Source organism: Mycobacterium sp. E1715 (assembly GCF_001667625.1).
Classification (GTDB): Bacteria; Actinomycetota; Actinomycetes; order Mycobacteriales; family Mycobacteriaceae; genus Mycobacterium.
This window is the reverse complement of sequence record NZ_LZJJ01000441.1, coordinates 1-12,240: the sequence shown is the minus strand read 5'-3', so window position 1 is coordinate 12,240 and position 12,240 is coordinate 1. Positions and strand designations below refer to the sequence as shown.

13 protein-coding genes and 3 tRNA genes are annotated in these 12,240 nt (G+C 68.3%); 10 read left to right on the top strand and 6 right to left on the bottom strand.

Going from position 1 to position 12,240, the window contains the following annotated elements:
* Positions 1-2 precede the first annotated feature (2 nt).
* From A9X03_RS21565 to A9X03_RS21555, 3 genes are all read right to left on the bottom strand, one after another.
* Entirely contained in the window at positions 3-653 is a 651-nt protein-coding gene (locus tag A9X03_RS21565; protein WP_067760652.1) for a DUF1345 domain-containing protein, read from the bottom strand.
* A gap of 46 nt (positions 654-699) precedes the next feature.
* Positions 700-772, bottom strand: a tRNA-Arg gene (locus A9X03_RS21560).
* 30 nt (positions 773-802) lie between these two features.
* A tRNA-Ser gene (locus A9X03_RS21555) sits at positions 803-894 on the bottom strand.
* Positions 895-978: 84 nt separating this feature from the next.
* Here A9X03_RS21555 and A9X03_RS21550 point away from each other — a divergent pair.
* Positions 979-2,046, top strand: coding sequence for a pyridoxal phosphate-dependent aminotransferase (locus A9X03_RS21550; protein WP_068262887.1), 1,068 nt, complete (start codon positions 979-981; stop codon positions 2,044-2,046).
* A gap of 11 nt (positions 2,047-2,057) precedes the next feature.
* Positions 2,058-2,519: a DUF4334 domain-containing protein gene (locus A9X03_RS21545; protein WP_067760648.1), complete on the top strand. Its 462-nt coding sequence runs from the start codon at positions 2,058-2,060 to the stop codon at positions 2,517-2,519.
* Between the two features lie 134 nt (positions 2,520-2,653).
* Here the strand turns inward: A9X03_RS21545 and A9X03_RS21540 are convergent, their stop codons facing one another.
* The gene (locus tag A9X03_RS21540) at positions 2,654-3,238 is read right to left on the bottom strand and encodes a TIGR03086 family metal-binding protein (protein ID WP_197696121.1); all 585 of its coding nucleotides are present in this window, start codon (positions 3,236-3,238) and stop codon (positions 2,654-2,656) included.
* 23 nt (positions 3,239-3,261) lie between these two features.
* Here A9X03_RS21540 and A9X03_RS21535 point away from each other — a divergent pair, with 23 nt between their 5' ends.
* Genes A9X03_RS21535 through A9X03_RS21520 form a run of 4 tightly spaced genes read left to right on the top strand, consistent with a single transcriptional unit; the run spans position 3,262 to position 6,708 of the window.
* Complete coding sequence (locus A9X03_RS21535; protein WP_067760643.1) at positions 3,262-4,086, top strand: crotonase/enoyl-CoA hydratase family protein; 825 nt, start codon at positions 3,262-3,264, stop codon at positions 4,084-4,086.
* A gap of 19 nt (positions 4,087-4,105) precedes the next feature.
* Positions 4,106-5,344, top strand: a complete 1,239-nt coding sequence (gene lipE / locus A9X03_RS21530) for a lipase LipE (RefSeq protein WP_068262882.1) — start codon at positions 4,106-4,108, stop codon at positions 5,342-5,344.
* 29 nt (positions 5,345-5,373) lie between these two features.
* Entirely contained in the window at positions 5,374-5,565 is a 192-nt protein-coding gene (locus A9X03_RS21525) for a hypothetical protein (RefSeq protein WP_055405523.1), read from the top strand.
* Positions 5,566-5,601: 36 nt separating this feature from the next.
* Positions 5,602-6,708, top strand: coding sequence for a hypothetical protein (locus A9X03_RS21520; RefSeq protein WP_068017480.1), 1,107 nt, complete (start codon positions 5,602-5,604; stop codon positions 6,706-6,708).
* 17 nt (positions 6,709-6,725) lie between these two features.
* Here the strand turns inward: A9X03_RS21520 and A9X03_RS21515 are convergent.
* Positions 6,726-6,812: transfer RNA gene (locus A9X03_RS21515), tRNA-Ser, on the bottom strand.
* A 37-nt stretch (positions 6,813-6,849) separates the two neighbouring features.
* On the opposite strand from A9X03_RS21515, the gene A9X03_RS21510 reads away from it, so the two are divergent.
* Positions 6,850-7,818 carry an NAD(P)H-quinone oxidoreductase gene (locus A9X03_RS21510; protein ID WP_068017499.1) on the top strand — a complete coding sequence of 323 codons (969 nt, stop codon included), beginning with the start codon at positions 6,850-6,852 and terminating at the stop codon, positions 7,816-7,818.
* A gap of 159 nt (positions 7,819-7,977) precedes the next feature.
* Here the strand turns inward: A9X03_RS21510 and A9X03_RS21505 are convergent, their stop codons facing one another.
* Positions 7,978-9,174, bottom strand: coding sequence for a cysteine desulfurase-like protein (locus A9X03_RS21505; protein WP_068017483.1), 1,197 nt, complete (start codon positions 9,172-9,174; stop codon positions 7,978-7,980).
* A gap of 118 nt (positions 9,175-9,292) precedes the next feature.
* Here A9X03_RS21505 and A9X03_RS21500 point away from each other — a divergent pair, with 118 nt between their 5' ends.
* The 3 genes from A9X03_RS21500 to A9X03_RS21490 all read left to right on the top strand — a co-directional run.
* Positions 9,293-11,269, top strand: a complete 1,977-nt coding sequence (locus A9X03_RS21500; protein WP_068262881.1) for a DUF6541 family protein — start codon at positions 9,293-9,295, stop codon at positions 11,267-11,269.
* 21 nt (positions 11,270-11,290) lie between these two features.
* Positions 11,291-11,797: a bacterial proteasome activator family protein gene (locus A9X03_RS21495; RefSeq protein WP_067760630.1), complete on the top strand. Its 507-nt coding sequence runs from the start codon at positions 11,291-11,293 to the stop codon at positions 11,795-11,797.
* A 10-nt stretch (positions 11,798-11,807) separates the two neighbouring features.
* Positions 11,808-12,240 (top strand): ABC transporter ATP-binding protein (locus A9X03_RS21490; protein ID WP_156746627.1); only part of this gene is annotated, 433 nt, incomplete at its 3' end.

The window sequence follows — 12,240 nt, the reverse complement described above, 5'->3', positions numbered from 1 at the left end:
CGTCATAGTTTGGCGCTCAACCCGGCGACCAGGTTGATGGTGACCGCCAGGATTACCGCGCCGAAGAGGTACGACAGCAGCGCATGGCGCAAGACGGTTACCCGCACCCGAGAGGCGTTGATCTCGGTGTCGGAAACCTGAAAGGTCATGCCGACCGTGAACGCGACGTAGGCGAAGTCGAGGTAGCGCGGCGGGTGTGCGTCGTGAAAATCGATGCCGCCCACCTCGTCTGAGTAGTAGAGGCGCGCGTAATGCGCGGTGAAGAGCGTGTGCACGGCGAACCACGACGCCGCCACGGCCAGCACGCCCACGCCGGCCGCCGCGAGGGACTCGCCGCCCGAATGCGTGCCCGCGGCGACGACGTATCCGACCCCTCCGAGACTTCCCAGGCTCGCGGAGACGACGACCACGTCTGCCAGCAACCGCGTCGCATCCTCGCGGGTGGCATGCCGAGCCGTGCGTTCGGCATCCATCGGGGCGATGATCAGCCAGCTCCACGCGACGTAAACCGCTGCGGCGACCACCCAGCCGAGGAGGGCGAACCTCCACCCGACGGCCTCACCGATCGCGACGGCGACCGCCGTTCCGGCGAGCACCGCGATTAGGAGCCGCACCGCGACGGTGTCACGGACAAGGCGCACGTAGGACGTCACACCGTCGACTTAAGCAGATGAGGCAGCCGAACCGATGTTTCAAGAGCGCGCCCGAAGGGATTCGAACCCCTAACCTTCTGATCCGTAGTCAGATGCTCTATCCGTTGAGCTACGGGCGCCAGTCTTCAATTGTCTTGCGTCGTGTTCCTTGGCGGAGGCGAGAGGATTTGAACCTCCGGTCCCCTTTGAGGGGGACAACTCATTAGCAGTGAGCCCCATTCGGCCGCTCTGGCACGCCTCCCTTGGACTGTTTGAGGGTACCCGACCCCTTCCCGGTCTCGCGGAACCGGCCATAGCGTACACATTTGCGACATAAACTGTCGAAGTGACTGCTCGCTTGCGTCCCGAACTGGCCGGACTGCCAGTCTATGTGCCCGGCAAGAACGTGCCCGGCTCCATCAAACTGGCCAGCAACGAGACCGTGCACGGCCCGCTGCCCAGCGTGCACGCGGCGATCGAGCGCGCGGTTGCCGTCGTCAACCGCTACCCGGACAACGCCTGTGTGGACCTCAAGGCCGCGTTGGCCATGCACCTGGGATCCGACGTCGCGCCCGAGCACATTGCGGTCGGCAGCGGTTCGGTCACCCTGTGCCAGCAGCTGGTGCAAATCACCGCCGCCGCCGGCGACGAGGTGATGATGGGCTGGCGCAGCTTCGAGTGCTACCTGCCGATCGTTCAGGTGTCCGGTGCGGCGGCGGTCAAGGTGCCGCTGACCGACCACACCCACGACCTCGACGCGATGCTCGCCGCGATCACCGACCGCACCCGGCTGATCTTCGTGTGCAACCCGAACAATCCGACATCGACGGTCGTCGACCCCGGCGACCTGGCCCGCTTCGTCGAGGCTGTGCCCCCGCACATCCTGATCGCCATCGACGAGGCCTACGTCGAATACATCCGCGACGGCATGCTGCCCAATAGCTTGGAGCTGGCCCTGTCCCGCAGCAATGTCGTTGTGCTGCGGACGTTTTCGAAGGCCTACGGGCTGGCGGGCCTGCGCGTCGGGTACGCGGTCGGCCACCCCGACCTGATCACCGCGCTGGACAAGGTCGTCATGCCGTTCGCCGTGACCAACGTCGGACAGGCGGCCGCGATCGCCTCGCTGGAGGCAGCCGGCGAACTGGCGGCCCGCACCGACGCGCTGGTCGCCGAGCGCACCCGCGTCAGCGCGGCGCTGCGCGACGCCGGGTTCACGCTGCCGACGTCGCAGGCCAACTTCGTCTGGCTGCCGCTGGGCGCCCGGACCGCGGACTTCACCGAGCAGGCCGCCGACGCGCGCCTGGTGGTGCGGCCGTTCGCGGGCGAAGGGGTGCGCGTCACCATCGGCGCGGTGGAGGAGAATGACGTCCTGTTGCACTTCGCCTGCGAGTGGATTTCCCGCATCGAACCGTAAGGAGTGGTCCATTGGACTTGGCGCGCAAACTGTTCACCGAGTTCAAGGAGCGCGGCGGCGAGATTCCCGACACCGAGCTCGACGACTTCTGGGCCGGCCTCGAGCCGGCGACGATCGACGGGATGCTGGGCGAGTGGAAGGGCGGCGAGTTCCGCACCGGTCACCGGATGAACGGCCAGCTGGAGAAGGCCGGCTGGTTCGGCAAGACGTTCAAGTCGGCCCGCGACGTTCAGCCGCTCGTCTGCCTCGACGCCGACGGCAACAAGTTCTCGAACGTGGAGATGGGCAAAGGCGAGGCCAGCCTGTGGCTCGAAGAGTTCCGCGGTGAGGTCACCGCGACCATGGTTTACGACGGCCAGCCCGTGCACGACCACTTCAAGAAGATCGACGACGACGCCGTGATGGGCATCATGAACGGCAAGGGCGTCCGCGACAACGGCCGGTATTACTACTTCTACCTCGAACGGGTCTAACGGCTCGGCCTTCGAGTTGCGGCTGGCCGCACATTCGCAGCCCGTGTGCGCTCACGGCTTCGAGCGTGCGTCTAGGGCGGCGACACGCCGCGAGGGGCCGCCCTGGCCGCATATTGGGGCCCACAAGCCAGGAGTCAACGGGCCGGGTTGCGGCCGGTGAACGCGACCAACTGCTCGAGCGCGCCCGCATCCTCGGGCACGTCGACCGGGTCGTCGAACCCGGCGCCACCGCGGAACTCCGGCTTGATGACCTCGCGCGCCAGCCCCAAGACATACTCGGACAACGGCTCGGGCGCGTTGATCTCGTGTCCCACGGCGACGGCGTAATCCCAGGCGTGGACCAGGAATTCGATCGACAAGACGGCACACGCGTTCTTGGCGGGCATCTCGCCCTTGCCGAACGGGACCGTCCCGTCCAGGCCGTGACGGTGCCAGGCGTCCAGCGCCGGCCGGGCCGCGGTGACCACCTGCCCTTCCACGGAGTCGCTTTCGTCGCGGTCGGGAATCTCCGCGTCGACCATGCCGCCCAGCGCCGTGATCGAGCCCAGCAGATGACCGGTCAGCCGCGCGACGTCGAACTCCGCGCACGGCGTCTGGCGGCTCAGGTCGTCGGCCGCGATCGTGTGCAACACCCGCTGCAGCACCCCCAACGTGTCCTCGGCGCTGTGCAGTTCGTCGGTGGGCGGGGAATCGGGGCCGGGCCGCAAATCAGGAGCCATATTTGCCACGCTACGGTCTCGATATGGCGCAAGCATACGAATCCGTCACGGTGGAGACGAAAGACAACGTCGCGCAGGTGACGCTGATCGGGCCGGGCAAGGGCAACGCGATGGGCCCGGCGTTCTGGTCCGAGATGCCGGAGCTGTTCGCGGCGCTCGACGCCGACCCCGAGGTGCGCGCGATCGTGCTGACCGGGTCGGGCAAGAACTTCAGCTACGGCCTGGACGTGCCCGCGATGGGCGGCTCGTTCACCCCGCTGCTGTCCGGGGACGCGCTGGCCGGCCCGCGAGCGGTCTTCCATCGCGAGGTCAAGCGGATGCAGGGCGCGATCACCGCGGTCGCGGATTGCCGCACCCCGACCATCGCCTCGGTGCACGGCTGGTGCATCGGCGGTGGGGTCGACCTGATCTCCGCGGTCGACATCCGCTACGCGAGCGCCGACGCCAAGTTCTCGGTGCGCGAGGTCAAGCTGGCCATCGTCGCCGACGTCGGCAGCCTGGCCCGCCTCCCCTACATCCTGAGCGACGGGCATCTGCGCGAACTCGCGCTGACCGGTAAGGACATCGACGCAGCCCGGGCCGAGAAGATCGGCCTGGTCAACGACGTGTACGACGACCCCGAGGCGACCCTGGCCGCGGCGCACGCCACCGCCGCGGAAATCGCGGCCAACCCGCCGCTGACCGTCCACGGCGTCAAGGACGTTCTCGATCAGCAGCGCGTCGCCGCAGTCTCGGAGAGCCTGCGCTACGTCGCCGCCTGGAACGCCGCCTTCCTGCCCTCGAAGGACCTGACCGAGGGCATCGCGGCGACATTCGAGAAGCGGCCGCCGCAGTTCACGGGCGAGTGAGGCACGTACCCTCGCTGGGGTGACGACACCTGGCGGCAAGATCCGCCTCCCGGCTGACTTGGACGCCGTGACGGCGATCGGCGAGGAAGACCACTCCGAAATCGACAGCGTCGCCGTCGACCGCATCTGGGCGGCCGCCCGGCACTGGTACCAGGGCGGCCTTCACCCCGCCATCCAGCTGTGCATCCGCCGGCACGGACGCGTCGTGCTCAACCGCGCGATCGGCCACGGCTGGGGCAATGCCCCGAGCGACCCGCCCGACGCCGAAAAGATCCCCGTGACACCCGACACGCCGTTCTGCGTGTACTCGGCGGCCAAGGGGATGGCGGCGACCGTGATCCACATGCTCGTGGAGCGCGGTGTCTTCTCCCTCGACGACCGGGTGTGCGACTACATCCCCACGTTCACCAGTCACGGCAAGGACCGCATCACCATCCGGCACGTCATGACGCACAGCGCGGGGCTGCCGTTCCCCACCGGCGCCAAACCCGACGTCAAACGGGCCGACGACCACGAGTACGCGCAGCAGAAGCTGGGCGAGCTGCGCCCGCTGTACCGGCCGGGCCTGGTGCACATCTATCACGCGCTGACCTGGGGCCCGCTGATGCGCGAGCTCGTTTTTGCGGCCACCGGCAAGGAGATTCGCGAGATCCTCGCCACCGAGATTCTCGACCCGCTCGGTTTTCGCTGGACCAACTTCGGCGTCTCCCAGGAAGACCTGCCGTTGGTCGCGCCGAGTCACGCGACCGGGCGTCCGTTGCCGCCGGTGGTCGCCCAGATCTTCCGCAAGGCGATCGGCGGAACCGTGCACGAGATGATTCCGATCACGAACACGCCGTTGTTCCTCACCACCATCATCCCGTCGTCCAACACCGTCTCGACCGCGCACGAAATGTCGCGGTTCGCCGAAATCTGGCGTCGCGGAGGCAATCTCGACGGGGTCCGGGTGATCAGCCCCGAGACGATGTACGGCGCCATCAAGCAATGCCGGCGGCTGCGACCGGATTTCGCGGTGGGGCTGCAGCCCGCCCGGTGGGGCACCGGCTTCATCCTCGGGACCGACCGTTGGGGACCGTTCGGCCGCAACGCCCCCAACGCATTCGGCAATCTCGGGCTGGTCAACATCGCGATCTGGGCCGACCCGGCGCGGGGTCTGGCGGCCGGCGTCGTCAGCAGCGGCAAACCCGGACGTGACCCGGAAGCGAAGCGCTACACCGCCTTGCTGGACACGATCACCGCCGAAATCCCCACCGATTGAGGGCGCCCCCGGGTGGGAACACTGCCCGAATGGCTACCTACCGAGTGCTCAACCCCAAGGGCGACGTCGTCGCGACCAAGGACATCGAAAGCGCCGACAAAGCGCACGCCTGGTTCGCCGACGAGGCAGTCGAGGGCAACGAACTCGGCTGGCGCATGGAGGTCGAGGCCGACGGCGAGTGGCGCTTCTTCGACGACAGCGAAGGCGATCGCAGCTACTAGTGTTTGCCGCCCGATCGGCGGGGCACCCGGCAAGGCATGGACTCTGACCGCTTCCGCAAGTTGCTCGACGCCTCAGGGCCGTTCGCATCGGTCTACTTCGACGACTCGCATGACACCCACGACGCCGAGGCTCAGCTCGAGCTCAAGTGGCGGGCGTTGAAGGAGGACCTCGAAACGCGGGGCGCCGCCGAGGAGGTGGTCGACGAGATCGGGCGCGCGGTGATGGACCTGCGGCCGCCGATCGGGCGCAGCGGCCGCGCCGTTGTGGCCGGCGCCGACGGCGTGCTGCTGAACGAGCACCTGCTGCGGCCACCGTCGCAGCAGATCGTGCGGGTCTCCGAATTGCCTTACGTCATGCCGATTGTCGAGCACGGCTTCCATCAACCCGACTATCTGTTGGTGGAGGTCGACCACACGGGCGCCGACATCACCCGCAAGGTCGGCGGCGCGCTACGCTCCGAGACCGTCGACGGTGGCGGGTTCCCCGTCCACCACGCGAGCGGGGCGGAAACCGCCGGTTACGGGGATCCTCAGCTGCGCACCGACGAGGCCGCCCGCAAGAACATGCGCGCGGTGGCCGACCGGATCGGGGAACTCGTCGACGCGGCGAACCTCGACCTCGTCCTGATCGTCGGCGAGGTCAGCTCGCGGTCGGACCTGCTCGCCGAACTGCCCGAGCGGATCAGCCGGCACGCCGAGCAGTTGCAGGTCGGCGCGCGCCACAGCGGCCATGACGCCGACGAGTTGCAGCGGGCCATCGAATCCGCGTGCCTGCGGCGGCATCTGGACGTGATCGACGCTGCCGCCGAGCGTTTCACCGCCGAGGTGGGCCGGCAGTCCGGGCTGGCCGCCGAGGGGCTGGACGCGGTCTGCTCGGCCCTGCGCCAGGGCGCGGTCGACACGTTGATCGTCGGTGACATCGGTGACGCCACCGTCGTCGCCGACGCGGACCTGACGACAGTGGCCCCCAACGAAAACGTGCTGTCCGAACAGGGTGCGGCCCCGGCGAAGACGCTGCGCGCCGACGAGGCCCTGCCGGTGTTCGCGATCTCCGTCGGCGCGGCGCTGGTGCGCACCGACGAGCGGATCGCCCCGGCCAACGGTGTCGGTGCCCTGCTTCGCTACGCGCCGACGCTGCATTAGCCCACGACTGACATGCGCGGTGGCGGAGGGATTTGAACCCCCGGACGGTGTTAGCCGTCTCTCGCTTTCAAGGCGAGTGCATTAGGCCGCTCTGCCACGCCACCGCAGATAAGGGTAGCGGGACTCGGTAGCGTGGCCACCATGCGCGCAATCGTCGCCGAATCCCCCGATGAGCTCTCCTGGCAAGAGGTGCCCGACGTGTCCGCCGGGCCCGGCGAGGTGCTGATCAAGGTCGCCGCGGCCGGCGTGAACCGGGCGGACGTGCTGCAGGCGGCGGGCAAGTATCCGCCCCCGCCGGGGGCCAGCGAAATCATCGGCATGGAGGTGTCCGGCGTCGTCGCCGAAGCGGGCGAGGGCGTCACTGATTGGTCTGCGAGACAAGAGGTTTGCGCGCTGCTGGCCGGCGGCGGATACGCCGAGTACGTCGCCGTGCCCGCCGGTCAGGTGATGCCGATTCCCTCTCGTGTCGACCTCATCGACGCCGCGGGGCTGCCGGAGGTGGCCTGCACGGTGTGGTCGAACCTGGTGCTGACGGCCCATTTGGGCAAGGGCCAGCTGCTGCTGATGCACGGCGGCGCCAGCGGCATCGGGACCCACGCGATCCAGGTCGCTCGCGCGCTGGGCGCGCGGGTGGCCGTCACGGCCGGTTCGGCGGAGAAGCTCGAATTCTGCCGCGAGCTGGGCGCCGAGATCACGATCAACTACCGCGACGAGGACTTCGTCGAGCGGCTCCGGGAAAGCGGCGGCGCCGACGTGATTTTCGACATCATGGGCGCCGCCTACCTGGACCGCAACATCGACGCCCTGGCCACCGACGGGCAGCTGGTCATCATCGGCATGCAGGGTGGCATCAAGGGCGAGCTCAATATCGGCAAGCTGTTGATGAAGCGTGCCCGGGTCATCGGCACCACGCTGCGCGCCCGGCCGGTCACCGGACCCAACAGCAAGACGGAGATCGTGCAGGCGGTGATCGGGTCGGTGTGGCCGATGATCGCCGAGGGCCGCGTCCGCCCGATCATCGGCGCCCGCCTGCCCATCCAGCAGGCCGGGGAGGCACATCAACAGCTGACCGCGAGCAAGGTGACCGGGAAGGTCGTGCTCACGGTCTAGCCGGCGGTCGCGGTACCCAGCCCGGCCCGTCGAGCGTGCGTTGAGGGCTTCGAGTGTGCTGTGAGGGCGCCGTTTCCGCGGAATTCGCGCCATGAGCGCACACGGAAAGCCGTAGCCGCACTCGCGAGCCCGGCAGGAAAACCCGGGAGGGAAGCGAGGCTAGCCGAGGGACGCCAGGGCGCGCACCAGCTGGTCGACCTCGGCCGTCGTCGAGTAGTGCGCCAGCCCGATGGTGACGGCGCCGCCGATGTCGTTGACGCCCAACACGTCGAGCGCGCGGGAGTTCTCGCACGTGACGGCCAGAATCCCGTTGTCCGCCAGCCGCTGCACCACCCGCTCGGCGGGCACGCCGTTCAGGGCGAAGCTGACCACCGGTATCCGCACCTCCGGACGGCCGATCACCATGACCAGCGGCAGCGAGCGCAGCGCCACCATGAGGTAATCGAAGATCCGGTTCATGTACAAGCCGGCCGATTGCATCGACACCGACAGACGCTCGCGCCGGCTGCCGCGGGCGGACTCGTCGAGCGCCGCCAGATACTCGATGCTGGCGACCACCCCGGCCAGCAGACCGAACTGGTGCGCGCCGATCTCGAGCCGCGCCGCGCCAGTGGCCTTCGGATCGGTGGAGATGGAGCCGAACGAACTCAGCAGCGCCGGGTCACGGAACACCACCGCGCCGATCGGCGGGCCGCCCCACGCCAGGGCGTTCACCGCGACCACGTCGGCGTCGGTCTCCTTCAAGTCGAGCAACCGGTACGGCGCAGCGGCGGAATGATCGACCACCACCAGCCCGCCGACGTCGTGGACCAACTTGGTCATCGCCCGCAGGTCGGTGACGGTGCCCAGCGCGGCGGACGCGGAGGCGACGGCCACCAGCCTGGTCGACTTCCCGATCAGGCCCTCCCACTGCCAGGTCGGCAGCTCGCCGGTCTCGATGTCGATCTCGGCCCACTTCACCTTGGCGCCATAGCGGTGCGCCGCACGCAGCCACGGGGCGATGTTCGCTTCGTCGTCCAGGCGGCTGACGATCACCTCGTAGCCCAGTCCGGCCCGAGACGACGACGCCTCGGCCAGCGCCGAGAGCAAGATCGCCCGGTCGGCCCCCAGCACGACGCCGGCCGGGTCCACGTTGAACAGGTCGGCGACCGCCGCCCGCGCGGCCTCGAGGATGGCGGCGCTGCGCTGCGCCGACGGATGCGCGCCCACGGTGGTGGCACTGGATCGCCGGAAGGCGGTGGAAACGGTGGTCGCGACGGAATCGGGGATGAGCATCCCGGTCGGCGCGTCGAAGTGCACCCACCCGTCACCCAGCGACGGATGCAGTCCGCGCACCCGGGCGACGTCGTAAGCCATGCCAGCCACCTTAGAGCTTGCGCATTTCCGCGAAACTGTGACCGTAGCGGGTGCTGCAGACGTTCCGGCCAACCGGTGGCTTCCCGAGGCAGGGCACCCGGCCAGCCATACTAGTCGAGTGGGCCTCTGGTTCGGAACGCTGATCGCATTGTTCTTGCTGATAGCCCCCGGATCGATCATCGCGCGAATCAGTCAGCTGAGTTGGCCCATCGCGGTCGCGGTCGGCCCCGCGCTGACCTACGGCGCGGTCGCGCTGGCGATCATTCCGTTCGGCGCCGTCGGAATCCCCTGGAACGGCTGGACCGCGCTGGCGACGCTGATTGCCGTGTGCCTGGTCATGGTTGTCCTGCAGCTGCTGCTTGGCCGGTACCGCGACACCGAGGCCGAGGCCCGCGGGATCGGCCGCTGGCCGGCGCTGATGGTGGCGGCCGGGGTGCTGCTCGGGGCGCTGCTGATCATGTGGGCGGCCTATCGCGGCCTGGCCGCCCACTGGCAGACCATCCCGAGCACCTGGGACGCCGTGTGGCATGCCAACGAGATCCGGTTCATCCTCGACACCGGGCAGGCGTCGTCGACGCACATGGGCGAGCTGCGCAACGTCGAGACGCATCAGACGCTGTACTACCCGTCGGTGTTTCACGCCCTGTCCGCGGTGTTCTGTCAGCTCACCGGAGCGGCCCCGACCACGGGCTACACGCTGAGCTCCGTGGCGGCCTCGGTGTGGCTGTTTCCGACCAGCGCGGCGATGCTGACCTGGCGGCTGCTGCGCCCCCATTGGGGCGAATGGCGCACCGCCGGCGTGGCCGCCACCGCCGCCGCGCTGTCGGTGTCGTTCACCGCCCTGCCCTACGTCGAGTTCGGCGTCGCCGCGATGCCCAACCTGGCCGCCTACGGTGTCGCCGTCCCGACGTTCGTGCTGATCGCCTCCACGCTGCGCCATCGCGATCGCATCCCGCTGGCGGTGCTGGCGTTCGTCGGGCTGATGTCCGTCCACCTGACCGGCGGGTTCATCGTCGTCCTGTTCCTGGTCGCCTGGTGGCTGATGGATGTGTTGTGGCATCCGGTGCGGGGACGGATTCCCGACGTGGCGACGCTCGCCGCCGTGACCGTGGCCACCGGGCTGATTCTGCTGCCGCAGTTCATCAGCGTCCGTCAACAGGAAGACATCATCGCCGGGCACTCGTTTCTGACCAAGCTCAGCAAGAAGCGCGGGGTGTGGGACGCCGTCTTCCAGCATTCGCGTCACCTCAACGACTTCCCGTACCAGTACGGGCTCATGGCGCTGGCGATCGCCGGCGGGATCATCTTCGCCTACAAGAGGATCTGGTGGCCGCTGGCGCTCTGGGCGTTGCTGGTGGTCGTCGACGTCGACGCGGGGACGCCGCTCGGCGGCCCGGTCGGGGCGATAGCCGGCGCGTTCGGGGAGTTCTTCTACAAGGACCCGCGCAGGATCTCGGCCGCAATCACCCTGCTGCTCATGCCGATGGCGGGGCTCGCCCTATTCCTGGTGGTGACGGTGGCGGTTGCCGCGGCCAAGCGGGTCGCCGACCGCCGATTAAAACCCTTGCCCGCGCCGGCCTGGACCGCGGCCACGGCGGTCCTGCTGCTGGTGACAACCGTGTTCACCGCGCGGCACTACTTCTATCGGCACCTGGTCTTGTTCGGCGACAAGTACGACTCCGTGATGATCGACCAACGCGACCTGATGGCCATGGCGTACCTGGCCACGCTGCCCGGGGCGCACACCACCGTGATCGGCAACGCCAACACCGACGGCACGGCGTGGATGTACGCCGTCGCCGACCTGCACCCGCTGTGGACCCATTACGACTACCCGCAGCAGATGGGCCCCGGCCCCAACCGGTACATCTTCTGGGCCGGCGCCCGCAAGGGCGATGCCGATCCGCGGGTGGTCGAGGCGATCAAAGCGCTCAATATTCGGTACGTCTACACCAGCACGCCGACGGTCCGGGGCTTCGCCGTACCCGACGGACTAGTCTCACTGGATAAATCGAAGTCGTGGGCGCTGATCTACGACAACGGTGGAGCCCGAATCTACGAATGGCGCGGAATCGGCGCGGCGCCGCACTCTTAGTCCGCAAAGGATGGTGAAAGATTGAGTACCCGCAACGACGACGACGGCATCGAGATCATCGGCGGCGTCGACCCGCGGATCACGGCGGTGGCGGAGGACGACTCCGACGAGCGCTCCCTGACCGATCTGGTTGAGCAGCCCGCCAAGGTGATGCGCATCGGGACGATGATCAAGCAACTGCTCGAGGAGGTGCGCGCCGCACCGCTCGACGAGGCCAGCCGCAACCGGCTGCGCGAGATCCACGCGACCAGCATCCGCGAACTGGAAGAAGGCCTGGCGCCCGAACTGCGCGAGGAGCTCGACCGCCTCACCCTGCCGTTCAACGAGGACACGGCGCCCTCGGACGCCGAATTGCGGATCGCCCAGGCCCAGTTGGTCGGCTGGCTGGAGGGGTTGTTCCACGGCATCCAGACCGCGCTGTTCGCCCAGCAGATGGCCGCCCGCGCGCAGCTGGAGAACATGCGCCAGGGCGCGCTGCCCCCCGGCGTCGGCAAGCCGGGCGGCTCCGGACACGGCCAATACCTCTAAGCGAAGCACGGTGGCGGGTCCTCACATCGAGACGCACAACGCGTGGGTGGAATTCCCCATTTTCGACGCGAAGTCGCGCTCCCTGAAGAAAGCCTTCCTGGGCAAGGCGGGCGGCACCATCGGCCGCAACAGTTCCAACGTGGTCGTCGTCGAGGCGCTGCGCGACATCACCATGTCGCTCGAGTTGGGCGACCGTGTCGGCCTGGTCGGCCATAACGGCGCGGGCAAATCGACTCTGCTGCGACTGCTTTCGGGCATCTATGAACCCACCCGCGGTTGGGCGAAGGTCACCGGCCGGGTCGCGCCCATCTTCGATCTGGGCGTCGGCATGGATCCCGAGATCTCCGGCTACGAGAACATCATCATCCGCGGGCTGTTCCTGGGGCAGACCCGCAAGCAGATGATGGCCAAGGTGGACGAGATCGCCGAGTTCACCGAGCTCG

Coding starts and splice junctions, on each gene's coding strand:
- A9X03_RS21540 (WP_197696121.1), bottom strand. CDS start 3,238: ATGGCTCCTGATTTGCGGCCCGGCCCCGATTCCCCGCCCACCGACGAA.
- A9X03_RS21535 (WP_067760643.1), top strand. CDS start 3,262: ATGGCGCAAGCATACGAATCCGTCACGGTGGAGACGAAAGACAACGTC.
- A9X03_RS21525 (WP_055405523.1), top strand. CDS start 5,374: ATGGCTACCTACCGAGTGCTCAACCCCAAGGGCGACGTCGTCGCGACC.
- A9X03_RS21520 (WP_068017480.1), top strand. CDS start 5,602: ATGGACTCTGACCGCTTCCGCAAGTTGCTCGACGCCTCAGGGCCGTTC.
- A9X03_RS21510 (WP_068017499.1), top strand. CDS start 6,850: ATGCGCGCAATCGTCGCCGAATCCCCCGATGAGCTCTCCTGGCAAGAG.
- A9X03_RS21505 (WP_068017483.1), bottom strand. CDS start 9,174: ATGGCTTACGACGTCGCCCGGGTGCGCGGACTGCATCCGTCGCTGGGT.